Origin of the sequence: Streptomyces sp. NPDC050704, from assembly GCF_040654355.1 — a bacterium.
GTDB lineage: Bacteria > Actinomycetota > Actinomycetes > Streptomycetales > Streptomycetaceae > Streptomyces.
Map to the genome: position 1 here is coordinate 1 of NZ_JBFAHW010000054.1, position 21,217 is coordinate 21,217.

The 21,217-nt window shown below is 69.1% G+C and carries 24 protein-coding genes; 12 read left to right on the plus strand and 12 right to left on the minus strand.

Features of this window, described 5'->3' with window-relative positions; translation table 11 throughout:
* Window positions 1-267: 267 nt before the first annotated feature.
* The 3 genes from AB0I18_RS28670 to AB0I18_RS28680 are packed head-to-tail and all read right to left on the minus strand — an operon-like array spanning window position 268 to window position 2,749.
* Window positions 268-1,548, minus strand: a complete 1,281-nt coding sequence (locus AB0I18_RS28670) for a hypothetical protein (protein WP_363108483.1) — start codon at window positions 1,546-1,548, stop codon at window positions 268-270.
* 7 nt (window positions 1,549-1,555) lie between these two features.
* Entirely contained in the window at window positions 1,556-1,810 is a 255-nt protein-coding gene (locus AB0I18_RS28675; protein WP_363108484.1) for a MoaD/ThiS family protein, read from the minus strand.
* A 60-nt stretch (window positions 1,811-1,870) separates the two neighbouring features.
* Window positions 1,871-2,749 carry an alpha/beta fold hydrolase gene (locus AB0I18_RS28680; protein ID WP_363108485.1) on the minus strand — a complete coding sequence of 293 codons (879 nt, stop codon included), beginning with the start codon at window positions 2,747-2,749 and terminating at the stop codon, window positions 1,871-1,873.
* A gap of 308 nt (window positions 2,750-3,057) precedes the next feature.
* On the opposite strand from AB0I18_RS28680, the gene AB0I18_RS28685 reads away from it, so the two are divergent.
* Window positions 3,058-3,876, plus strand: coding sequence for a response regulator transcription factor (locus AB0I18_RS28685; RefSeq protein WP_363108486.1), 819 nt, complete (start codon window positions 3,058-3,060; stop codon window positions 3,874-3,876).
* A gap of 23 nt (window positions 3,877-3,899) precedes the next feature.
* Complete coding sequence (locus AB0I18_RS28690) at window positions 3,900-4,922, plus strand: LacI family DNA-binding transcriptional regulator (protein ID WP_363108487.1); 1,023 nt, start codon at window positions 3,900-3,902, stop codon at window positions 4,920-4,922.
* A 184-nt stretch (window positions 4,923-5,106) separates the two neighbouring features.
* On the opposite strand, the gene AB0I18_RS28695 is transcribed toward AB0I18_RS28690, so the two are convergent.
* Window positions 5,107-5,550, minus strand: a complete 444-nt coding sequence (locus AB0I18_RS28695) for an I66 family serine proteinase inhibitor (RefSeq protein WP_363108488.1) — start codon at window positions 5,548-5,550, stop codon at window positions 5,107-5,109.
* A gap of 222 nt (window positions 5,551-5,772) precedes the next feature.
* On the opposite strand from AB0I18_RS28695, the gene AB0I18_RS28700 reads away from it, so the two are divergent.
* The 4 genes from AB0I18_RS28700 to AB0I18_RS28715 all read left to right on the plus strand — a co-directional run bounded on the left by AB0I18_RS28700 (window position 5,773) and on the right by AB0I18_RS28715 (window position 9,370).
* Window positions 5,773-6,849, plus strand: coding sequence for a trypsin-like peptidase domain-containing protein (locus AB0I18_RS28700; RefSeq protein ID WP_363108489.1), 1,077 nt, complete (start codon window positions 5,773-5,775; stop codon window positions 6,847-6,849).
* Between the two features lie 37 nt (window positions 6,850-6,886).
* The gene (locus AB0I18_RS28705; RefSeq protein WP_363108490.1) at window positions 6,887-7,066 is read left to right on the plus strand and encodes a hypothetical protein; all 180 of its coding nucleotides are present in this window, start codon (window positions 6,887-6,889) and stop codon (window positions 7,064-7,066) included.
* 106 nt (window positions 7,067-7,172) lie between these two features.
* Window positions 7,173-7,904 (plus strand): response regulator transcription factor, encoded by a 732-nt coding sequence (locus AB0I18_RS28710; RefSeq protein WP_363108491.1) that lies wholly within the window; start codon window positions 7,173-7,175, stop codon window positions 7,902-7,904.
* Between the two features lie 8 nt (window positions 7,905-7,912).
* The gene (locus AB0I18_RS28715) at window positions 7,913-9,370 is read left to right on the plus strand and encodes a HAMP domain-containing sensor histidine kinase (protein ID WP_363108548.1); all 1,458 of its coding nucleotides are present in this window, start codon (window positions 7,913-7,915) and stop codon (window positions 9,368-9,370) included.
* A 35-nt stretch (window positions 9,371-9,405) separates the two neighbouring features.
* On the opposite strand, the gene AB0I18_RS28720 is transcribed toward AB0I18_RS28715, so the two are convergent.
* Together AB0I18_RS28720 and AB0I18_RS28725 are read right to left on the minus strand one after the other, a co-directional pair.
* A complete protein-coding gene (locus AB0I18_RS28720; protein ID WP_363108492.1) occupies window positions 9,406-10,266 on the minus strand; it encodes a geranyl diphosphate 2-C-methyltransferase in 861 nt (286 codons plus the stop codon).
* 45 nt (window positions 10,267-10,311) lie between these two features.
* Complete coding sequence (locus AB0I18_RS28725) at window positions 10,312-11,748, minus strand: family 2B encapsulin nanocompartment shell protein (RefSeq protein WP_363108493.1); 1,437 nt, start codon at window positions 11,746-11,748, stop codon at window positions 10,312-10,314.
* A 468-nt stretch (window positions 11,749-12,216) separates the two neighbouring features.
* Between AB0I18_RS28725 and AB0I18_RS28730 the strand changes: the two genes are divergently transcribed.
* Window positions 12,217-13,419 (plus strand): family 2 encapsulin nanocompartment cargo protein terpene cyclase, encoded by a 1,203-nt coding sequence (locus AB0I18_RS28730; RefSeq protein ID WP_363108494.1) that lies wholly within the window; start codon window positions 12,217-12,219, stop codon window positions 13,417-13,419.
* Window positions 13,420-13,781: 362 nt separating this feature from the next.
* On the plus strand, window positions 13,782-15,023 hold the full coding sequence (locus tag AB0I18_RS28735) for a class I SAM-dependent methyltransferase (protein ID WP_363108495.1): 1,242 nt from the start codon (window positions 13,782-13,784) through the stop codon (window positions 15,021-15,023).
* A 52-nt stretch (window positions 15,024-15,075) separates the two neighbouring features.
* On the opposite strand, the gene AB0I18_RS28740 is transcribed toward AB0I18_RS28735, so the two are convergent.
* From AB0I18_RS28740 to AB0I18_RS28760, 5 genes are read right to left on the minus strand one after another with little or no spacing between them, the layout of a single operon-like run.
* On the minus strand, window positions 15,076-15,399 hold the full coding sequence (locus AB0I18_RS28740) for a hypothetical protein (protein WP_363108496.1): 324 nt from the start codon (window positions 15,397-15,399) through the stop codon (window positions 15,076-15,078).
* The gene (locus AB0I18_RS28745; RefSeq protein ID WP_363108497.1) at window positions 15,396-15,743 is read right to left on the minus strand and encodes a DUF6247 family protein; all 348 of its coding nucleotides are present in this window, start codon (window positions 15,741-15,743) and stop codon (window positions 15,396-15,398) included. The genes AB0I18_RS28740 and AB0I18_RS28745 overlap by 4 nt, the downstream gene beginning before the upstream one ends.
* Window positions 15,744-15,796: 53 nt before the next feature.
* Entirely contained in the window at window positions 15,797-16,030 is a 234-nt protein-coding gene (locus AB0I18_RS28750; protein ID WP_363108498.1) for a hypothetical protein, read from the minus strand.
* Window positions 16,031-16,082: 52 nt separating this feature from the next.
* Window positions 16,083-16,304, minus strand: a complete 222-nt coding sequence (locus AB0I18_RS28755; protein ID WP_363108499.1) for a DUF397 domain-containing protein — start codon at window positions 16,302-16,304, stop codon at window positions 16,083-16,085.
* Entirely contained in the window at window positions 16,301-17,125 is an 825-nt protein-coding gene (locus tag AB0I18_RS28760; protein WP_363108500.1) for a helix-turn-helix transcriptional regulator, read from the minus strand. Before AB0I18_RS28760 ends, AB0I18_RS28755 begins: the two co-directional genes overlap by 4 nt.
* Window positions 17,126-17,257: 132 nt before the next feature.
* Between AB0I18_RS28760 and AB0I18_RS28765 the strand changes: the two genes are divergently transcribed.
* The 3 genes from AB0I18_RS28765 to AB0I18_RS28775 all read left to right on the plus strand — a co-directional run bounded on the left by AB0I18_RS28765 (window position 17,258) and on the right by AB0I18_RS28775 (window position 19,132).
* Window positions 17,258-17,578 carry a hypothetical protein gene (locus AB0I18_RS28765; protein ID WP_363108501.1) on the plus strand — a complete coding sequence of 107 codons (321 nt, stop codon included), beginning with the start codon at window positions 17,258-17,260 and terminating at the stop codon, window positions 17,576-17,578.
* Window positions 17,575-17,862: a hypothetical protein gene (locus AB0I18_RS28770; protein ID WP_363108502.1), complete on the plus strand. Its 288-nt coding sequence runs from the start codon at window positions 17,575-17,577 to the stop codon at window positions 17,860-17,862. Before AB0I18_RS28765 ends, AB0I18_RS28770 begins: the two co-directional genes overlap by 4 nt.
* 427 nt (window positions 17,863-18,289) lie before the next feature.
* On the plus strand, window positions 18,290-19,132 hold the full coding sequence (locus AB0I18_RS28775; protein WP_363108549.1) for a hypothetical protein: 843 nt from the start codon (window positions 18,290-18,292) through the stop codon (window positions 19,130-19,132).
* A gap of 132 nt (window positions 19,133-19,264) precedes the next feature.
* Here AB0I18_RS28775 and AB0I18_RS28780 read toward each other — a convergent pair whose 3' ends face one another.
* Window positions 19,265-20,149 carry an NAD(P)H-binding protein gene (locus AB0I18_RS28780; protein WP_363108503.1) on the minus strand — a complete coding sequence of 295 codons (885 nt, stop codon included), beginning with the start codon at window positions 20,147-20,149 and terminating at the stop codon, window positions 19,265-19,267.
* 213 nt (window positions 20,150-20,362) lie between these two features.
* Here AB0I18_RS28780 and AB0I18_RS28785 point away from each other — a divergent pair, with 213 nt between their 5' ends.
* Complete coding sequence (locus tag AB0I18_RS28785; protein ID WP_363108504.1) at window positions 20,363-21,199, plus strand: intradiol ring-cleavage dioxygenase; 837 nt, start codon at window positions 20,363-20,365, stop codon at window positions 21,197-21,199.
* The last annotated feature ends 18 nt before the right edge of the window (window positions 21,200-21,217 follow it).

Genomic DNA, 21,217 nt, shown 5'->3' on the forward strand with positions numbered 1-21,217 from the left:
AGTGTGCATCTCAGTTGGGGGTGGGGGGGGGGGGGGGGGGGGGGCTGGTCGCGCAGTTCCCCGCGCCCCTGAAAAGCGGGCTGCGCCCTGCTTTTCAGTCCGGCCAGGTCCACTCAGCCCGACCCCCGCCCACCCTGCCTGGTCGCGGCCCACTCAGCCCGTCCGGCGTTTGAGGACAAGGCCGTTCAGGCCGAAGCGGGGGTCTGGGGGGCGCAGCCCCCAGGGATGGGACGGGTAGGGGCGGCGGGGGCGAGTAAACCTCCGGCCTCAGCCCAATGCCCGGCCCAGCAGGTACACCGCCGGGGCCGCCGCCGCCAACGGCAGGGCCACGCCGGCTGTGAAGTGGACGAAGCGGGACGGGTAGTCGTAGCTGGCGACACGGTGGCCGATCAGGGCGCAGGCTCCGGCCGCGGTTCCGAGCAGGGCGCCGTCGGGACCGAGGTCGGTCAGGCCGCCCGTCACGGCGCCCGCGCCGGCCGCCGCCAGCAGGGCGACGATCACCGAGGCGGGAGTGGGAAGCGGCAGCGCCCGGGCCAGGATCGCCACGGCGACCGCCGCCCCGCCCACCGTCACGGCATCCGGCTCCGCCCCGAGATGCCCCGCCGCGACGATCGCCAGCGCCGCCGAGGCGACCGCGGCCATCAGCCCGTACATCCGCTCGTCGGGCTCGGCGCGGCTGCGCAGTTGCAGGACCAGGGCGAGCAGGACCCACACACCGAGGGTCCCGAGGATCGCGGCGGGCGCGTTCTCCCGCCCGGTCGCGAGCAGTGCCACGTCCGCGGTGAGCGCACCCGCGAAGGCGATCGCGATGCCCTGCCTGGCCGGCCACATCCCGTTCAGCCGGAACCAGCCCGCCGCGGTCACGGCCTGCAGGATCACCAGCGGTACGACCAGCGCGTACTCCCCGACGGCCGCCGCACCGGCGAGCAGCAGCGCGAGCACCGCCGTCAGCACGGCCGGCTGACCGCCGGGCTCGATGATCGGCGAACGCCCCTCGGCACGGGCGCGCTGGGCGTCGGTGACGCGGGCGTTGCCGGTGATGGTGGGCGGGCCGTAGCCGGTGGAGGCGGAGGCGGCGGCTGCGGCTGCTTCGGGGGGCGCGGTCATGGGCGCGACGTTTCCGGGGCCCTGGGCCTGAGGGACCTGGGCCTGGGAGACCTGGGGGGCCTGGTGGGCCTGGCCCTGGAAACCTTGGGGCTGGTAGCCGTCAGGCTGCTGCCATTGAGCCTGGTGGGCCTGAGGCTGAGCCCCGTATTGGGCTCTGTATTGGGCTCCGTACGCGGGATCTCCCGCACCCTGCGGAGGCAGATACGCCGTGTCGGTCGCGTTCGTCGCGGGTGTGACCGGCGAATGGGTCTGCGTCTCCCAGGTCTGGCCCTCCCACTGCTGGGTGTACTGCTGCCGGGCCGCGTCGTCGTACTGCTGCTGTTGTCCGGGCCAACCGGGCTGCTGTTGCTGCGGCGGTTGCGACGGCTGCTGCGCCTGCGGCTGCTGATACGGGTCGTAGCCCTCGTAGGGCTGGTTCCCCTCGTACGGCTGGTCGCTCATGATCCCGTCACCCTCCTGCGAACGGCGGGAGCACCTCGACCGTGCCGCCCTCGGCCAGCCGTACCGTCTCATGTCCGCGGGTGCCCACGGGGTCACCGTCGATGAGGAACGAGCATCGCCGCAGTACGCGGACGAGTTCGCCGGGGTGTCGCTCGCGTGCCGCGTCCAGTGCGCCGGCGAGGGTCTCCGCCTCGTACGGCTCCTCCGCGACGCCCGCGGCGGCCTTGGCGGCGGCCCAGTAACGCACCGTGCCCTTTGCCATCTGGTCCCTCGATCAATGGTGAAAGAAATGGTGAGAGAAAAAGTAATGGAGAAGGCCAGGCTAGCCCGCGGCCCCGGCCGCCTCCGCCGCCCACTCCCCGATCCTGCGCAGCAGTTCGTCCTCCGCCGCGTTCTCCGCGTGGCCCATCCCCGGCTCCAGCCACAGCTCGGCGTGGCCCCCGGCAGCGGCGGCCAGCATGCGCGGGTGGTCGACCGGGAAGTAGCCGTCACGGTCGCCGTGGACGATGAGCAGCGGGGTGGGTGCGATGAGGGGCACCGACTCCACCGGGGAGGACGGGACCGGGTTCCAGTCGCGGTGGTGGATGCGGGTGCGCAGGCCGTAGCGGCCGACGGCGCGGCCCACCGGGCGGGTTACCAGCCAGTGCACGCGCCGCATAGGGGCCGTACCCCGGTAGTACCAGCGAGCCGGTGCACTCACCGAAACCACCACGTCCGTATGCGCTCCCGCGCGCCCCTCGTGCTCCGCCGGCTCCTCGGCGGCGGCCGCGCGCAGGGCCGCGTGCCGGAGCACCACCGAGCCGCCCATCGAGAAACCGACGGTGGCCACCCGGGTGTGACCGAGCTCTCGCGCCCACTGGATCGCCGCCGCCAGGTCGAGCACCTCGCGGTCGCCGACCGTGGAGCGCCCGCCGGAGGCGCCGTGCCCCCGGAAGGAGAACGTGACCACCGCCGCGTACTGCGCGAACGCGGCCGCCGCTCGCCTTACGTGGGGCCGTTCCAGGTCGCCGGTGAAGCCGTGCGCCAGGACGATTACGAACTCGTTGGACGCGCCTTTTCCGGGGTCGTACGCCGCATCGATCGTGACTCCGTCGACCGTGCGCAGAAACCTTCGCAGTGCCTCTTTCGAAGATCTTCCTGCCGTCTCAGGGTTTGGACGAATGAAAGATCGCGTCACATGACCTGCCGGACCTTGGCTCATGTGGGCTATTCTGCTCGGCAGAGGACTCGGGCAGCGTAGCCCCCGGGTCCTTTTGCGCTTTCTGAAGCGTTGTATACGAACCCTGTATACGGCTCTCCAGCGTGACCGTAGGACGCGAACGCGACGCGAAAGTGGCGTGGAAGCAACGTGCGGGCAACACGAAAGCGCAGCTGCGGCGCCCAGGGGCGCGGGAGCCGCAACAGTACGAAGCAGTGCCGCAAACGTCCTCGCAGGGACCGAGGAGGAACCGACGTTATGGGCGAGCGAACCGTGCACATCCGTATGACGACCGAGGCAGGTGGGGTGCGATGAGCTCTCTGCTGCTCCTTACCAATGCCCTTCAGCCGTCGACGGAGGTGCTTCCCGCCCTCGGCCTGCTGCTGCACAACGTGCGCGTGGCTCCGGCAGAGGGCCCCGCACTCGTCGACACCCCGGGTGCCGACGTCATCCTCATCGACGGCCGGCGTGATCTCCCGCAGGTGCGCAGCCTGTGCCAGCTGCTGCGTTCCACGGGCCCCGGCTGTCCGCTCATCCTGGTCGTGACGGAAGGCGGCCTCGCGGCCGTCACCGCCGACTGGGGCATCGACGACGTGCTGCTCGACACCGCCGGTCCGGCGGAGGTCGAGGCCCGGCTGCGGCTGGCCATGGGCCGGCAGCAGATCGTCAACGACGACTCCCCCATGGAGATCCGCAACGGCGACCTCTCGGTCGACGAGGCGACGTACAGCGCGAAGCTCAAGGGCCGGGTCCTCGACCTGACCTTCAAGGAGTTCGAGCTGCTGAAGTACCTGGCCCAGCACCCTGGTCGCGTCTTCACCCGCGCCCAGCTCCTCCAGGAGGTCTGGGGCTACGACTACTTCGGCGGTACGCGCACGGTGGACGTGCACGTACGACGGCTGCGCGCGAAGCTCGGACCCGAGCACGAGTCGCTGATCGGGACCGTCCGGAACGTCGGTTATCGATTCGTTACGCCGGAGAAGGTGGACCGCGCCGCGGACGAGGCGAAGGCCAGGGCAGCCCTGGCAAAGCCGGAGGATGCGGACGAGACGGCCCACCTGGACGCGGTGGACGCCGTCGAGGGCGCCGCGGAGGCGCAGGAAGACGCCGTCCGGCCTGCCCAGAGGTAGGTCCATCCGCGTAGACTCCGCGCGTGGCCAAGGTGACTCGGGATGACGTGGCGCGACTGGCGGGTACTTCCACCGCCGTCGTCAGCTATGTCATCAACAACGGACCCCGGCCGGTCGCCCCGGCCACGCGCGAGCGTGTACTCGCCGCGATCAAGGAGCTGGGGTACCGACCGGACCGGGTCGCCCAGGCCATGGCGTCGCGGCGGACGGATCTCATAGGCCTGATCGTGCCGGACGCGCGCCAGCCGTTCTTCGGCGAGATGGCGCACGCGGTCGAACAGGCCGCGTCCGAGCGCGGAAAAATGGTGCTCGTCGGGAACTCCGACTACATCGGCGAGCGCGAGGTCCACTATCTGCGGGCCTTCCTCGGTATGCGGGTCTCCGGGCTGATCCTCGTCAGCCACGCCCTGAACGACAACGCGGCCGCCGAGATCGACGCGTGGGACGCCCGGGTGGTGCTGCTGCACGAGCGGCCCGAGGCGATCGACGACGTCGCGGTCGTCACGGACGACATAGGCGGCGCACAGCTCGCCACCGCCCATCTGCTCGAACACGGCTACGAGTACGTCGCCTGTCTGGGCGGCGTCGCCGAGACCCCCACCGTCGGCGACCCGGTCTCCGACCACGTCGAGGGCTGGCGGCGGGCGATGCACGAGGCCGGCAAGTCCACCGAGGGTCGCCTCTTCGAGGCGCTCTACAACCGGTACGACGCCTATCAGGTGGGCTTGCAGCTGCTGGCCGGGCCCGATCGGCCGCCGGCGATCTTCTGCTCCACCGATGACCAGGCCGTCGGCATTCTGCGGGCCGCGCGCGAGCTTCGTATCGATGTGCCGGGTGAGCTGGCCGTGGTCGGGTTCGACGACATCAAGGAAGCCGGGCTGACGGACCCGCCGATGACGACGGTCGCCTCCGATCGGTCCGCGATGGCTCGGGCCGCGGTGGATCTTGTGCTGGACGAGGGGCTGCGGGTCGCGGGCTCGCGGCGCGAGCGGTTGAAGGTGTTTCCTTCGCGGTTGGTTGTGCGGCGGTCTTGCGGGTGTGAGTAGCTCCGCGGAGCGCTCCGCGGGTTGGGCTGGTTGGTCTTTTTTGGGGCGCGGGTAGCTCTGCGGGTTGGGCCGGTTTCCGGGTGCGGGTTCGTGGCGGGCAGGTCGTGCCCGGCCCGTGGTGCGGACCGGGCACTGGTGGAGTCCTTGTCGGTCAGGGCGCAGCGTCCTGACGGCGTTCGGGGTTTCAGTTCTGCACCACGAGGACGAGTCGCGTCTGCTCCTGCTCGGGGACCAGAGCAACTCGCTTGGGCAGCAGGGAACGATCTTCGACGCTTTGCCGGCCGAGATACAGGTCCGTGTCCGCCAGCTTCAGCAGGAACATGCCCGTTTCCTGGATCTTGTCCGTCGCCGCGTTGCTGTCGTCGTCGATCCGGTAGGCGATCCATGTCGAGTTGCGGGTCTTGGCGTCGGTCGACCTCGCCTCGGCCTGGGTGTAGAGCTCGGTGTCGGGGACGGCGAGGTACCTGCCCGTGCTCTTCTCCTGCAACTGGATTCCGCCGTTGACCGGGAGGATCGTCCATTGGGACGGGAGGGGCTCGGGAAGCAGGGCCGCGAAGACCATGTCGTCGATGACTGTCACGTTCGCGCCGTTGACCGTGATCCCGACAACCGTGTCGGTGTCTGCCATGTCGTATACCTCCGTGTTGCGTCCGGTGACGTGAGCCTCCCGAAAGCGCGAGAAGCGGGCAAGACCGTGGTTCGACATGGCGAGAACGTGCCGCCAGGAAGTAGCCACCTCGCTGCCACCTCGTTGGACTCCCGGCGGCTTTATATCGGGCATACGCGGTTCTGTCGGGCTTCTCAGGGAGCACTCAGGGAGCTCTCATGGACGCGCGACAAGCTCTGAGTCATGACCGAGAGCTTCCGCCGCAGCGGCGAGTACCCCGAGGGTGACCAGCACCAGTCCGCGTACCGCGAGCAGCAGTACGCCTCTTCCGCGAACCCCGCGGACTCCTCCACGAGCTCCCCCGTGAACCCGGAGTGGCCGCCCCCGCCGGCGTACGCTCCCACGGCGCTGCTCACCGAGCCCGTCTCCGCCGCTCCCCGCAGGCGTGCCAAGGGTCCGCTCGCCCTGCTGGCCGCCGTCGCGATAGCCGCGGCGGCTGTGGGCGGCGGTACCGCGTACGCCTTCCAGGAGCTGGCCGGCAGCGACACCGTGGCGACCAGCAGCACCACCACGAGCGTCCTGCCCGCCAGCAAGAAGGGTTCCGTCGCGGCGGTGGCCGAGGCGGTCAGCCCGAGCATCGTCGAGATCAGCGCCACCTCGAACGCCGGTCAGGCCACCGGCTCCGGCGTGATCATCACGACCGGCGGCGAGATCATCACCAACAACCACGTGGTCTCGGGCGCCTCCCAGATCAAGGTGCAGCTGAGCGACGGCAAGTCGTACACCGCGAAGGTCGTCGGCACCGACAGCAAGAAGGACCTCGCGCTGATCAAGCTGGAGAACGCGCCCTCCGGTCTGAAGGCGGCGACCCTCGGCGACTCCGACGGCGTCAAGGTCGGCGACGAGGTCGTGGCGATCGGCTCCCCCGAGGGCCTGACCGGCACCGTCACCAGCGGCATCGTCTCCGCGCTCGACCGGGACGTCACCGTCTCCACTGACGAGAGCCAGGGCCAGCAGCAACAGCAGGGCGGCGGCAGCGGTCAGTGGCCGTTCGAGTTCGGCGGCCAGCAGTTCAACGGCGACACGGGTTCGTCGACGACCACGTACAAGGCCCTGCAGACCGACGCGTCCCTCAACCCCGGCAACTCCGGCGGCGCCCTCATCGACATGAACGGCAACATCATCGGCATCAACTCCGCGATGTACTCGGCCGCGGACGCCAGTTCGTCGACCGCGGGCAGCGTGGGCCTCGGCTTCGCCATCCCGATCAACACCGTCAAGTCCGACCTGGACACCCTGCGCGGCGGCTCGACCACCTGATTCCGGGCTCCACCCTGCCGACTCTGAAAGGTCCCTCATGATCACTGTCATCCAGCACACCGCTACGGAGACCGGCCCGGCAGGGCTCGACCTCGCACTGAAGGTGGCCCACGAGCTGCACGCCCCGGCGCCCCGCGCGCCCGAGGTGGCCGCCGCGGCCCCGCGTACCGCCGCCGTCCGTCGAAGCGCCGGCCGCCGTCGTCCCGTACGGGGCTGATCCCCTCCGAGGCCAGCCGGACCACCGGCCTCCCGAGACGGCCCAGAAACGTGCGAGGCTGAACGCGCCCCGACCACGTCCCACCGCACCCGAGGAACTGACCGCGATGAGCCCCGCCGAAGGCGACCGTGACCCCCAGCGCATCCTGATCGTCGACGACGAGCCGGCGGTACGCGAAGCACTCCAGCGCAGCCTCGCCTTCGAGGGATACGCCACCGAAGTCGCGGTCGACGGCGCGGACGCCCTCGAAAAGGTCACCGCCTACCAGCCCGACCTGGTCGTCCTCGACATCCAGATGCCGCGCATGGACGGGCTGACCGCCGCCCGCCGGATGCGCGGCGCGGGCACGATGACGCCGATCCTGATGCTCACGGCCCGCGACACGGTCGGCGACCGGGTCACCGGCCTCGACGCCGGCGCCGACGACTACCTGGTCAAGCCCTTCGAACTGGACGAACTGTTCGCCCGCGTACGGGCCCTGCTGCGCCGCAGTTCGTACGCGGCCGCGTCGGTCGGCGCCCAGGAGAACGACACGCTCACCTTCGGCGACCTGCGGATGGATCTCGCGACGCGGGAGGTCACACGGGGTGGGCGGGCTGTGGAACTGACCCGCACCGAGTTCACCCTGCTGGAGATGTTCCTGGCGCACCCCCGCCAGGTCCTGACGAGGGAACAGATCCTGAAGGCGGTGTGGGGCTTCGACTTCGAGCCGTCCTCCAACTCCCTTGATGTGTACGTGATGTATCTGCGCCGGAAGACCGAGGCGGGCGGGGAGCCGCGGCTCGTGCACACCGTGCGGGGTGTGGGGTATGTGCTGCGGTCGGGTGGGGCGGAGTGAAGAAGACACTGACAAAGGTCGTACGGCGGTTCCGGTCCCTGCCGATTCGTTCGCGCTTGGCGTTGCTGGTAGCGGCGGCGGTGGCGTTCGCGGTGGCGGCGGTTTCGGTGGCTTGCTGGTTCATCGTGCAGGGGAAGCTGTACGACGAGCTTGACGAGGATTTGCGGGCCAAAGCAGGCAAGTCGCAGGAGATCACCGACGTCCAGGCGCTCCTCAGTACCTGCCCCGAGGCGCCGACGGGTCCAGCCGGTTGGCAGCGGCCGGACTACTACCTGCAACTGGTCAAATCGGACGGCACACCCTGCGTCGCCTCGAACTCCGCGGGAACGGTGAATGTCGTCAGCAGTGACACCAAGGTGATCGGGAGCGCCGAACCCGGCCAGGGGACATTCCGCAACGGCACGGACAGCGAAGGCCAACCCGTGAGGGTGCTGACCATGCCGCTGGTCGTCAATATGGGCCCCGGCGCTCGGACCCTGTCCGACGACGCCGCTTTCCTTATCGCCTACCCCCTCAAAAGCACCGAGTCCACCCTCAACGAACTGGCCCTGCTCCTCCTCGCCGTGTCCGGCATCGGAGTAGTGGGTGCCGGAGTTGCCGGCCTGTGGGTCGCCCGCGCCGGCCTCCGCCCCGTCGACCGACTCACAGACGCGGTCGAACACGTGGCCCGCACCGAAGACCTGACCATCCGCATCCCCGTGGAGGACGAGAGCGAGGACGAGATCGCCCGCCTCTCCCGCTCCTTCAACTCGATGACGTCCGCCCTGGCCTCCTCCCGCGACCTGCAACAACAGCTCATCGCGGACGCCGGTCACGAACTCCGTACGCCCCTCACCTCCCTCCGTACGAACATCGAACTCCTCACCCGCAGCGAGGAGACGGGCCGCCCGATCCCCGAGGCCGACCGCAAGGCGCTGCTCGCCTCGGTCAAGGCGCAGATGACCGAACTGGCCGCGCTGATCGGCGACTTGCAGACGCTGTCGCGTTCGGAGGCGGGCACGCCGGCCGACCGCGTGCAGGTGATCGCGTTGCAGGACATCGTGGAGTCGGCCCTGCGCCGCGCCCGCCTGCGCGGCCCGGAACTGACGATCACGGCGGACATCGACCCCTGGTTCGTCCGGGCGGAGCCCTCCGCACTGGAACGGGCCATCGTGAACATCCTCGACAACGCGGTGAAGTTCAGCCCCGACGGCGGCACCATCGACGTCACCCTCACCAACGGCGAACTGACCGTCCGGGACCACGGCCCCGGCATCCCCGCCGAGGACCTCCCGCACGTCTTCGACCGCTTCTGGCGCTCCCCGAGCGCCCGCGCACTCCCGGGCTCGGGCCTCGGCCTGTCGATCGTGGCCCGTACGGTGCAACAGGCGGGCGGCGAGGTCGTGTTGAGCCCGGCGGAGGGCGGCGGCACGGTGGCGACGGTACGGCTGCCCGGCGCCCCGACGGCTCCGCCGGAGCTGCCCTGACCCTGACCCTGACCCTGACCCGGGAGCGGTCGGACTCAGACGCTGTCGGCGGCGATCAGGAGGTAGTGGAAGCTGCCTTCCCGGTACGCGGTCAGGAAGGGGTCCTCGATGCCGGTCGCGAGTGAGGACCTGGCCCGCAGTTCCCAGTAGGGGATGGTCGCGGCCGTGAGGTCGATGACGTTGATGGGGACGAGGCCGTTGGCGGCGAGTGCCTTGAAGTACGCGCTGCGGGAGTGGATGTTGCAGGTGTAGTGCTCGTCGATGCGGCTGACGGCCTTGGAGCGGCCGCCGGTGACGTCGTTGTAGCAGCCGGTGATGCAGACGTACCGCCCGCCGTGGACCAGTAGTCGGGAGTACTCGGAGAAGAGCTGGAACAGGTCCACGTACATGGTGGACTCGTTGTTCCAGATCCCCTGGAACGCCCCGGACGGCAGACCCGTGTCCAGCATGTTGCGGAAGTGGTAGGCCACCTTGGCGTCCACGCCGCGCCTACGGGCCTGGTCGTTGGCGAACTCGACCTGCGACTCGGAGATGGAGACACCGTCGACCCGGCAGCCGAAGCGCTGGTTGGCCATGATGCTGGTGCCGCCCCGGCCGCAACCGGCGTCCAGCAGACGGTGGTTGGGCGCGACGGTCCCCAGGTGGTCGAGGAGAACGTCCGCCTGCGCCGACTCCAGACGGTGCATCTCCTCGACGATGCGCTCGTCCCGGGTCTCCTCGGGGCCCTCCAGGACCGAGGGGTCCCAGTCGCCGATCCCGTAGTGGTGGTGGTAGAGGCCGTCGACATCTCCGAGGCGCAGATTGACCGGGTCCTTCTCCTTGTTCCAGTACTCCGCGACCGCCTGCTGATAGGCGGTGCGCACCACGCGGGCGGAGGTTTCCGGAGTCATCGCCATCGTGAGAGCTCCTTATCAGGCCGGGCCTGTATCAAGCGGCCTGCATCAGGCGCGCGTACGGGAGACCTCGACGTTCTCCAGAACGCCGAGCGCGTCGGGGACGAGCACGGCCGCCGAATAGTAGGCGCTGACCAGGTAGGAGATGATGGCCTGGTCGTTGATGCCCATGAACCGCACGTTCAGACCCGGCTCGTACTCGTCGGGGATGCCGGTCTGGCGCAGGCCGACCACGCCCTCCGCCTCCTCGCCGGTGCGCATCGCCAGGATCGACGTGGCGCCTTCGGCGGAGACCTCCAGTTTCCCCAGGGGGAAGATCGGCACGCCGCGCCAGGCGGGGATGCGGTGGCCGCCGACATCGGCGTCGCCGAAGTAGATACCGCGCCTGTTGCACTCACGGCCGAAGGCGGCGATGGCGCGCGGGTGTGCGAAGAACGCCCTGGTCTGGCGCCGCATGCTCAGCAGCTCGTCGAAGTCGTCCGGCGTGGGCGGCCCGGAGTGGGTGGAGATGCGCTGGCCGTAGTCGGCGTTGTGCAGGAGCCCGAACACCCGGTTGTTGACCAGCTCGTACTCCTGGCGCTCGCGCAACGCCTCGATGGTCAGCCGCAGTTGCTGTTCGACCTGGTTCATCGGGTCGTTGTAGAGGTCGGCGACCCGGGTGTGGATCTTCAGGACCGTCTGCGCCACGCTCAACTCATACTCACGGGGCTCCAGTTCGTAGTCCACGAAGGTGCCCGGCAGCACCGGCTCACCGGCGTGCCCGGCGGTGAGCGTGACGTCGGCCTCGCCGCGCCTGTTCTGCGGCCGGTCCCGCTCGGCCTGGCGCTCCCGTACGTGGTCCCGCAGCCCGTCGCTCTGCCCGGCGACCTCCTCGTACGCCTGCCGGGGCAGTGCCAGAACGGTGCACGTGGTCAGCGCACGGGCGGTGAACTCCCATTCGCCGGGCTCTTCCCCGACCACCTGTCCGCCGAAGAACCCGCCGTCGGCGATGACCCCGAGCCGGGTCTCCTCGCCGTACTTGCCGGTTCCGATCTTCTCCACCTTGCCGTGTGCGATCAGGTAGACGTGGTCGGCGGGCCGCCCCGCCTCGACCAGCACCTGGCCCGGTGCCAACTCCCGCTGCTGGAACCGCTCGGCCAGCGCCCCGAGCACCGCGGTGTCGACGAATCCGCGCAACAGCGGCAGCTCCCCCAGTTCCGCGGGGACCACCCGGACGCCGGCTCCTTCCTGGACGAAGGTCACCCGGCCGTCGCCGATCGCGTACACCAGACGCCGGTTCACCCGGTACGTGCCGCCGCCCACCTCCACCCAGGGCAGCGTCCGCAGCAGCCAGCGGGAGCTGATGTTCTGCATCTGCGGAACGGTCTTGGTGGTGGTCGCCAGATTGCGTGCGGCCGCTATGCCCAGGCTCAACTGCGCCTGTCCCGCGCTCTGTTCAGGCTGCTCCGGCTGCTCGGACTGCTCCGGTGACGCTGCGGTCGTCATCCTGGCCCCCTCCGACGGCATTGCGTTGCTGACGGCGTTGCGTTGCTGACGGCGCGTAGGCTCCTGCGACGGGGGCCCGGCCGCATGAGTGGCGCGCCGCAAGTCAAGCAGCGCACGTCGCCGACGGTCGAGGGCGACGACACATCCACACCACGCGTTTGCGCCACCGGCCCCGCACCTCGGACACCCTGCGCAAACAGCCCGGGACACCCTGCGGGAACGGCAGGCTCCGCGCCCGAGGACGACCGAAATCAATCGAACCACCCCAGATGATCAAATTTAGTGCGTAAATGTGCGCAAATGACAGTGCGGACTTTCAATTCCCGGCGCGAGCAGGGTTGTTGCGTGTTCGACGCGGTGTCGCACCGATGTCGGCGAGGCCGGACGGCCCTTGTTCCGCCTTCTGGGCCGTGCTATCCCTGCGTCAAGGACCGAGCCGAGTCGATTCCCCCGTGGACGGAGTCGCGGATGAACCCGCCCAATCCCGGCACGACCGACGCACCCTCGGACACCCCTGGTTCTCCCCGCCTGCTGACACGCCTGCTGTCCGGGCCGTCCGGACTCGGAACCAGCTCCCTGCACCTCACACCGGTCGTGGAGCCGGACACGACATCACTCACGGCATCGCCCACGACTCCGCCGGAACCGCCGCCCGACGCCTCAACGTCAGCCTCAGGGTCGTCGCCGTCGCCGTCGTCGCAGCGGATCGAGGGTCTCTACTGCCCGCCGGCCGTACGGGACAACCGCGCACTGGCCGACGAGATCAACGACCGGCTCGTCGACTGGGCCGAGAAGGAAGTGGACCTCTACCCGGACACCGATCACCGGGAAGCGCTCCTCGGCTTCGACCCGGGACGGTCGGTGGTGCTGTGCCACCCGGACGCGCCGAGCATCGAGCACCTCATGGTCGCCGCCCGCCTGCTGGTCGGCGAGAACGCCGTGGACGACTACTTCTGCGAAGCGGAGTACGGCGGCAGCGCGGACCGGCGCGGCGCGGCACTCGCCGTCGCCCAGTCCGCGATCGACCCTGCCCACAACACCCCCCGCTACGAAGCCGACTGGCGGTCAGGACTGGACTCCCACCCGGCCCTGCGCTCGATGCGATCGGCCATGGACCACCTGTGCGCCCTGGCCACCCCGGCCCAGGCCCACCGCTACCGACACGACATCGCCGGCCTCTACCTCGGCTACAACGCCGAGGGCGACTGCATCGCCCAGCGCCGCACACCCGCGGTGTGGGAGTACCTGGTACAGCGGCAGCTCAACAACTTCCGCCCGTGCCTGACCATCACCGACACCGTCGGCGGCTACGAGCTGCCCGCCCACCTCTTCGCGGAGCCCGCCGTACAGCGCGCCGTCGGCTTGTCCTCCAACGCCTCGACCATCTGCAACGACCTGTACTCGCTGCGCAAGGAGCAGCAGAGCGAGCGCTTCCACTACAGCCTGCCCACCGTGATCGCCGCCGAGGAGGACTGTTCCATCGAGGATGCCTTCCAGAAGGCGATCGAAGTCCACAACGACCTCGTCCACCTCTTCGAGGAACAGGCCGCCGCGCTCTCCGGCACCCATCCGCTCATCGCCCGCTTCATGACCGGCCTGTCGAACTGGGTGGGCGGCAACCACGAATGGCACGTCGGGAACGTCGGCACGCGGTACGCGACCTCGCCCTGAAGCCGAGGGCTGGGACCTGAGTGCTGGGGCCCGGGGCCGACGGGCACGCGTACACCGAGAGCCCGGCCCTCACCTGAGCGAGGAGGGCGCCTTCTTCATTCGTACGGAATACCCCCGCACGCAACGGCGAATAGGATCACCTCATCCCTCGGGACCTCGGGGCCTCGGATGAACCTCGGAAAGGGCTGATCATGTCACTCGGCATCGTCCCAGGCATGGTTCTCGGCGACGTCTCCTCTCGCGCTTCGACGCGGGAGCGGTAGCCCTACCTGCCTTTCTGCATCTCCGCTCCTTCCCTGCTCCATCGCTCCTCGTCGAAGTGCTCTTCGTGCCCCCGCACGTTCGATCACGAGGAGTACGTCGTGTCCACGACGCCCACACCCACGCCCACGATCCAGTGGACCGAAGACCGCCCCGGCACCACCCGATCCGCCCGCTGGCACTCCGAGAGCGCCACCCCGCCTCCGCGCCGCGTCATCGTCGCGGACGACCGGATGAAAGCCGACGCCGCCTACCGTCTCGCCTGCGAAGGTACGGCGCTGCTGTGGCGGGGCGACTTCCACAACGCACGTCGGCTGCTGCAGGCGATGGCCCGCCGCATCGACCGGAAGCACCGAGAGCACCGAGAGCACCGGAAACCTCCCCGGCCCGGAGCCACCCCGGCCGAGTCCTTCCACCTCCACCGCCAGGCCCGCGGCCACCGGGCCCGCGTGCTGGGCAGGCTCCTCGTACAGCTCGCGGACGACCACTCCCTCGCCCTCCGCCGGGCTCCCGACGTACGTCAGGCATGCACCGAGGCGTACGGCCCACCGCGCGGCGATGGCACCGGCGCCGGCGCTCTGGTGGTCTCCCTCACCGAGCTGCTGGGCGTGATCGGGGCGCATCAGTGGCGCAAGAAGGGCGTGGAGGTGCCGGCGCTCGGGGCCCGCATCTACCCCCACTACGGCGTGTTCTCCCCGGTCAGGGGCGAGTACGTAGACCTGGTCGCGCAGACACCACTCCCCTGGCCGACAGACGCCGGCACCGGCCCCCGTACGGCATTCGACCTCGGCACGGGAACGGGAGTACTCGCCGCCGTACTGGCCCACCGGGGCCTCGACCGCGTCATCGCCACGGACATCAGCCCGCGCGCCCTGGCCTGCGCCCGCGAGAACGTCGGCCGACTGGGCCTCACCGACCACGTCGAGGTCACCGGCCCCGGCCTCTATCCCGAGCTTCCCGAACTTCCCGAGCACCCCCGGCAGCCCGAAGGCCTCGCCGATCTCGTCGTCTGCAACCCGCCCTGGATTCCCGCCCGCCCGACCTCCACCGTCGAACAAGGCGTCTACGACCCGGACGGCACCATGCTCCACGACTTCCTGACCGGCCTCCCCACCCGCCTCCGTCCCGGAGGCGAAGGTTGGCTCATCCTCTCCGACCTGGCCGAACACCTCGGACTCAGAACCCGCGACGAACTCCTGACCGCCATCGGGGCAGCGGGCCTACGAGTGACGGGCAGGACCGACACCAGGCCACGGCACCCACGAGCCCGGGACACCACGGACCCACTCCACCGGGCCCGAGCCGCGGAGGTGACTTCGCTTTGGCGGCTGGTCCCCGACTAACGACGTTCTCGCAGCGCCCATCACCACCGGTGGAGCGAGCGAACCGCACCGCTCACTGCCAGAAGATCTCCACCACCACGATCTGCGGATCCTCAATGCGCCGCTTGAAGGTGTAGACCAGCCAACCTTTGTAGGTGTCGAAGTACAGAATGCGCGACCCCTTGGGATCGGTGGACCGCACCGGCTCAACACTCATGGCTTCCGGCAAGCCGGCATCAGCATCGATTCCCCGAAAATACGGGTCCTTCGCCGTGACCAGCTCAGCGCGGGCCTCGTCAACCATCTTCCGCACGTGCTCAGGCAGTGCGTCCCGGGTGGCGAGGGCATCGAGCCGCCAGTCCATCTGCCAAGGCGGCCCCATGAACGCACCGGTCACTCGCCAGGCTCCAGTTCCCGCGTCCTGTAGCGGATCTTCGACACCTCTTCGAGGAGGACCTGAGCCTCAGCGAAGTCGTCGGTTTCTGCCGCACGACGGTGAAGGTCCCGCACGTGAGCGTCGAGCCCGGGATCACGGGCAATCGCGTACTCGCACCACCAGCGAGCCACGAAAGCGGGCACAGGGCCAAGATCGTACGTGTCGGCGATCGCGCGCTTCCAGTGCTTGTCGAAGTCAGGGAGGAGCTGGGGCGCGTCCTCGGCGATCGCCCTGCGCAGCGCCTTCGGGGTCCGCTCGGGCATGGGGGGGATGACCGGATCGGATTCCGCAGCGTGAGCAGTCATGACCGATGCCCTCCTTCGACGCGCCGTGTCCACGTCTACGACCATAGCCGCGCTCACCGTCCCCGCACCGGCTCTGAGGGAGACAGCAGGCCTTGGGTGCGGATCTTCTCGGCGGCCAGGGCGTACAGGTTGGCCAGTACGTCCGGCCCTTGATCGAGCTCCTCGTCGGTCAGCGGACAGCCCATCCGCTCGCGCAGTGCCTCGCGAGTGGCGGCGACACGTTCGGCGAGTCGATCGGCGGTGAGCTGCCGAGCCGCCAAGGGGGCTGTGGTCGTGATCTCTGCCATGACCTCACCGTGGCCGGACCGCGCGCCTTCCCGTCCAGGTTTCCCGCCCTCTTCACTCGACGGTGTTCACACCCGCCTCACGCTTGACGCCCTCCATGAACTCGGCCCAGGAAAACGCCGAGAAGACCAGCGGACGGGCTGCCGGGGTCTTGCTGTCGCGGACCGGGACTATGCCGAGGTAACCGTCGGCGACCTCGACGCAGTTGTTGGCTCCCCCATCGCTGTAGCTCGACTTGCGCCAGGCAGCGGTGCTGAGGTCGGGGGTGTGCTTCATGACCTGTGTTCCTCCAGAACGCCCCTGATGAACGTCAGCGAGTCCGACGGGGGCAGCGCCAAGTCTCGAAGCCGATCGTAGGACAAACGGTGACGCAGGACCTCCTCCGAGTCGTCGATCAACTCGCCTCCGCCGTTGCCTTCCTTGTAGGCAACGGCAGTTCCGTCCTTCTGCCACAGGAGAGTCAGTGATCCGTCCATGAGGTGGTGCACTCCGGTGGCGAAGGGGAGCACCTGGAGCACGACGTCGGGCCACATCGCGACGGCCTCAATACGAAGCAGCTGGTCATCCCAGGTTTTCGCGGTGGCCGCAGGGCGACGGAACGCGTACTCGTCGATGATGAAACGGACGTTGGGCGCCGGATCTCGGCGCAACAGGAGTTGCCGCCCCATGCGCGCAGCCACCTGCTCCTCAACTTCCTCGCCGTTGCCAGGTGTTGCCTGGGCTCCAGACAACACCCCGCGAGCGAACTCCTCGGTCTGTACCAGTCCAGGCACACCGGGCGTGAACAGGTGCATGACCCGCGCCGTCGCCTCCAGTCGCATGAACTCCTTGTACTTGTCCTTGAATGCGTCGTGCCGAGCCACCTTCCACAGCTGAACCAGCAGGTCACCGGACCCGTAGTAGCGGTCGAGGTCCTCCATGACCGCCATCTTGGACAGCCGTTTGCCCGCCTCTAGTCGGCTCAGATAGCTCTTGTCGTACGCCGTTTCCTGGGCCAATTGCCCCAGTGACTTCCCGGCCTTCTCTCTCAAGTGCCGAAGCGTCCGCCCCAGCCCGGCGAGCCCCGAATCCCCTTGCCCGTCAACAAGTTCGCTCACGTCACCCCTAACCGTTACCTAGCGCTCCAGGCAACACCAGCCCTCTTCCGCAGCGTACGTCGGAGCAGTGACGATCGAGACACGAACGGTAATCACCGCTCGTCAAGCCCCCCTTGCAGAAGGAGCACCGACATGGGCGTACTCGTCACAAGGTTCTGCGAGTTGCTGTTGCGCGTACTGCTGCCCGCCCGAGGCAGACACCGAGTGACGCCCACGACCGCCCCGCCCGGCAGGTACGAACCCGGGACGCCCGCCGCGCCCGTACGCCGACAACTCACCCTCGAAGTACGGCCCTTCGAATGGGACACCCCCATCGTGCGCCCGTACCTGCTCACTCCACACGAGCGCCACGAGCGCAAGCTCCAACGCCAACGGCGGCGCGCCCTGTGGCTGGCCATGCAGGGCATCGACGTCGGCCCCCGCCGCATCCACGGAGTGGAGGTGGCCGCATGACCGCCCCGCTACGTCTGCTGCCGTGGACGACTCCGGAGGGCAGGCCCTGTTACCTCAGTACCGACAGCCAGAACAGCAGGCTCTCCCTGCTCGCCGACGACCTGGAAGAGGCCCAGCTGGACTCCGGCGAACAGGTACTCGCCGGAGCCAGAGCCGTACTCGCCGACACCGAGGCGGGTGAGCGCGCCGTCCGATTCGCGCTCACTAGGGCGACCGAGTCCCTGTCGGACGTACTCCGCATCGCGGTCAGCCGAGGCGGACGCATCTCCGGGAACGGACAGTGACGCCGCCCTGGTGGAGGGGCGAGCCGACAACACGCCGTGGCCTTCTCCCCCCTGTCGGAATCCACGAAAGTGAGTAAAGCTGGCCACTCGACCACATAAAGCCCCAGGTCAGCTCCGTGGTCCCCGCGCATGCGGGGTTGGTCCCTCGACCGCATCCGACGGCGGGAACACGGTTCGGTGGTCCCCGCGCCTGCGGGGTCGGCCCCTGATCCACAACTGGCACAGGGCCGGAGACAGAACCCGGCGACGCGGATTCTGAGGTGTCTTTGATCCGGCTCTGATGTTTCTGGGAAGGCCGCCGTGTTCGCTGCCTCTTGACCGGTGGCCTCCTGCATCGCCGCGCCGCCGGACTCCGTTCCCCCAGACGACAGAACCGGTGTGTCCTTCGGCGCCGGTGAGCAGGCAGGAGAGTGCGTACGTGAGATCCATGCTCAAGAAGGTCACGCTGATGGCGGCCTCCACCGCGCTGGCCGTGGCCGGTCTCGTGGCCGGTACCGGAACCGCTCACGCGGCGGGCAGCGGGCCGGGCGGCGCGACCAACATCCGGGGTACGGATCCCGGCAACACCGACCTGATGGTCGAGCGGTTCTGCAACCAGGAGAGCAGCCTGACGGGCATCTACGGTGCCTACAACGTCGACACGGGCGAGTTCCAGACCAGGGACCAGTACCTGGAGTGGGCCGGGCTGTGGATGCCGCTCGGTCCGTGGGAGGTCTTCCGCGGCTGGTGCGGGTACGCACAGGCCTCGACCTGGTCCACCAAGGGCTCGACGGTCCGTACCTCCGTGTGGATCGGCAACCGCGGGACCAGGGACGACAAGGAGACCTTCGTCAGCAACTACACGACGAAGACCTTCGCGAAGAAGAGCGTCGGCGGCTCGATCAGCCTCTCCCTCGCCAAGGGCATCTTCTCCGGCGAACTGGGCGGGAGCATGAACTACGAGTGGGGCTGGGAGAAGAGCTCGTCCTTCGAGCGCCGCAGCGAGAAGACCATCCCGCCCTGCACCCAGGTGTCCGTCAGCTGGCAGCCGTACCAGCGCGTGGTGCGCGTCAACCCGGTCATCCAGATCATCGACTACAGCTGGGACAAGCTGAACGGGAACAAGGGGACCGCGAGCACCTGGCGCGGCCGGGACTCCTCCTGGAAGACCATCTACTCGTACGGGTACTACATCGACGGCACCTCCGACAAACTCCTGCCCAACGGCCAGCCCGACGGCCGCGAGGACAAGTGGGAGGAGAAACTGCCGAGCAGCACCTGCGCCCGCTGAGCGGCAGCGCGGCACCTTGGCTGTGGCTTCGTAGGGCGGGACGGACGCGGTCGGCGCCGGTGATGCGGATCGTTCCGATGTCGTACGGATCTTTCCGCGTCCGTCCCCCATCTACGCCCCGGGGCACTGGGGTTATGCCGTGGCCACCGGGGCCGTCGTCGTGAACGCGTCCGCGTGTTCCGTGGCCCACTGGGTGAAGGTGCGGGCCGGTTTGCCGGTGACCTTGTCGACGGTGTCCAGGACCGTGCGGCCCACCTCGGGGGTGTTCCCGTAGGCCTCGAGCAGGAAGCCGATGACGTCCTCGGGGTGGCCCGCCGCCCGCCACTGCTCGACGGCCTGCTCCTCGGTCAGCTCGACCAGGGCGATCTCCCGGCCCCGGGCGGCGGCGATCGCCGACACCTTGTCGCCGACGGTCAGTTGCTCCGGGCCGGTGATCACGTACTCCTGGCCCGCGTGCCCCTTCTCGGTGAGCGCGACCGCGGCGACGGCGCCGATGTCGCCCTCGTGGACCATGGCGCTCAGCCGGGAGACGAACGGCTCGCGGACTTCGCCCGAGGCCACGATCCCGTCCGCCCACTCCAGGGCGTTGCCCATGAACTCGACCGGCATGAGCACGGTCCAGTCCACTCCGGCGTCGGCACGTACGGCGTCCTCCAGCAGCGACGGCCCGCCGCCGTGCAGCACGGTGACCCGGCGTACGCCGGCCGCGCGGGCCAGTTCCAGGATGCGCGGGCCGGTCTCCAGCGGGGCGAAATAGGCCCCGCCGAAGGTGATCAGGTGGAGGCCGGTGACGCCCTCCAAGGCCGGGATCAGGCTGTCGGGTTCGGTCAGGTCGCCCTGGACGACCTCGACGCCGTCCGGGAGGTCCGCCTTCGCCGCGTCACGGGTGAGGGCGCGGACCGCGTGGCCGCGGGCGAGCAGTTCGGCGACGACCTGGCGGCCGACGGTTCCGGTGGCACCGGTGACAAGAATCTTCTGCGCCTGAGTCTGCGTCTGCTGCGTCTGTGTCTGGGTCATGGCACGACCGTAGGAAGCCTTGCGGTCAGCTTCTGTCCGCAAGGCTCGGTCGGCATGGGAGTTCCGATGAGCAGCCCCGAGGGGCTGACCTTCCGGATCCGCCCCCTGGGCCGGTGAAGAGAGCTGCCGTTCCACAGGTCATGCGTTTACTGTCACTCTCAAGCAACGGGCGACGGGCGACACGCGACAAAGAGAGAGCGCAGGCGAACAGCCATGAGCGAAGAACTTCACGACCATGACCGGGGTCTCTCCTTCGACCTGCCCACCCTGCACCGCCGCAAGATGATCCGGCTGCTGGCCGGCGCGAGCCTGGTGCCGTTGGTGGGCTGCAGCTCGGACGACTCGGACCCCGCGTCCCCCTCCTCTTCCTCCCCTGATTCCACTTCCTCCTCCGCCGCTTCCTCGGGGGCCTCCGACGCGAGCTGCGAGACCATCCCGGACGAGACGGCCGGCCCGTTCCCCGGCGACGGCTCCAACGGGGTGAACGTCCTCAAGGAGAGCGGCGTCGTCCGCGAGGACATCACCTCCAGCTTCGGCTCCGCGAGCGGTACGGCGGAAGGCGTTCCGCTGACCTTCACCCTCACCGTCGTCGACGCCGCCTCGGGCTGCGAGACACCGAAGGAGGGTGCGGCGGTCTACGTCTGGCACTGCGACCGTGACGGCGGCTACTCCCTCTACACCGACGGCGTCACCGAGGAGAACTACCTGCGGGGCGTCCAGGAGACCGACGCCAAGGGCCGGGTCACGTTCACCAGCATCTTCCCGGGCTGCTACACGGGCCGTTGGCCGCACATCCACTTCGAGGTCTACGGCAGCCTGGCGGACGCCACCAACGCCACGTCCATCACGGCCACTTCGCAGCTCGCCTTCCCGAAGGACGTCTGCGACGTCGTGTACGCGACCGACGGCTACGACAGCAGTGTCCAGAACCTGGGCGAACTCTCCCTGGAGAGCGACAGCATCTTCAGCGACGGCTACGACCAGCAGATGGCGGCGGTGGAGGGAAGTGTCGAGAAGGGCTACACGGCCTCCCTCACAGTGCCGGTGTAAGCCTCTCTTCGGCCGGCG

What these genes read in the sequence shown, in the direction of transcription:
- AB0I18_RS28750 (WP_363108498.1), bottom strand. Translation starts at nt 16,030, where the DNA reads ATGGCAGAGATCACGACCACAGCCCCCTTGGCGGCTCGGCAGCTCACC.
- AB0I18_RS28770 (WP_363108502.1), top strand. Translation starts at nt 17,575, where the DNA reads ATGACCGCCCCGCTACGTCTGCTGCCGTGGACGACTCCGGAGGGCAGG.
- AB0I18_RS28745 (WP_363108497.1), bottom strand. Translation starts at nt 15,743, where the DNA reads ATGACTGCTCACGCTGCGGAATCCGATCCGGTCATCCCCCCCATGCCC.
- AB0I18_RS28705 (WP_363108490.1), top strand. Translation starts at nt 6,887, where the DNA reads ATGATCACTGTCATCCAGCACACCGCTACGGAGACCGGCCCGGCAGGG.
- AB0I18_RS28775 (WP_363108549.1), top strand. Translation starts at nt 18,290, where the DNA reads ATGCTCAAGAAGGTCACGCTGATGGCGGCCTCCACCGCGCTGGCCGTG.
- AB0I18_RS28730 (WP_363108494.1), top strand. Translation starts at nt 12,217, where the DNA reads ATGAACCCGCCCAATCCCGGCACGACCGACGCACCCTCGGACACCCCT.
- AB0I18_RS28725 (WP_363108493.1), bottom strand. Translation starts at nt 11,748, where the DNA reads ATGACGACCGCAGCGTCACCGGAGCAGTCCGAGCAGCCGGAGCAGCCT.
- AB0I18_RS28685 (WP_363108486.1), top strand. Translation starts at nt 3,058, where the DNA reads ATGAGCTCTCTGCTGCTCCTTACCAATGCCCTTCAGCCGTCGACGGAG.
- AB0I18_RS28695 (WP_363108488.1), bottom strand. Translation starts at nt 5,550, where the DNA reads ATGGCAGACACCGACACGGTTGTCGGGATCACGGTCAACGGCGCGAAC.
- AB0I18_RS28700 (WP_363108489.1), top strand. Translation starts at nt 5,773, where the DNA reads ATGACCGAGAGCTTCCGCCGCAGCGGCGAGTACCCCGAGGGTGACCAG.
- AB0I18_RS28785 (WP_363108504.1), top strand. Translation starts at nt 20,363, where the DNA reads ATGAGCGAAGAACTTCACGACCATGACCGGGGTCTCTCCTTCGACCTG.
- AB0I18_RS28675 (WP_363108484.1), bottom strand. Translation starts at nt 1,810, where the DNA reads ATGGCAAAGGGCACGGTGCGTTACTGGGCCGCCGCCAAGGCCGCCGCG.
- AB0I18_RS28780 (WP_363108503.1), bottom strand. Translation starts at nt 20,149, where the DNA reads ATGACCCAGACACAGACGCAGCAGACGCAGACTCAGGCGCAGAAGATT.
- AB0I18_RS28680 (WP_363108485.1), bottom strand. Translation starts at nt 2,749, where the DNA reads ATGAGCCAAGGTCCGGCAGGTCATGTGACGCGATCTTTCATTCGTCCA.
- AB0I18_RS28710 (WP_363108491.1), top strand. Translation starts at nt 7,173, where the DNA reads ATGAGCCCCGCCGAAGGCGACCGTGACCCCCAGCGCATCCTGATCGTC.
- AB0I18_RS28670 (WP_363108483.1), bottom strand. Translation starts at nt 1,548, where the DNA reads ATGAGCGACCAGCCGTACGAGGGGAACCAGCCCTACGAGGGCTACGAC.
- AB0I18_RS28765 (WP_363108501.1), top strand. Translation starts at nt 17,258, where the DNA reads ATGGGCGTACTCGTCACAAGGTTCTGCGAGTTGCTGTTGCGCGTACTG.
- AB0I18_RS28755 (WP_363108499.1), bottom strand. Translation starts at nt 16,304, where the DNA reads ATGAAGCACACCCCCGACCTCAGCACCGCTGCCTGGCGCAAGTCGAGC.
- AB0I18_RS28720 (WP_363108492.1), bottom strand. Translation starts at nt 10,266, where the DNA reads ATGGCGATGACTCCGGAAACCTCCGCCCGCGTGGTGCGCACCGCCTAT.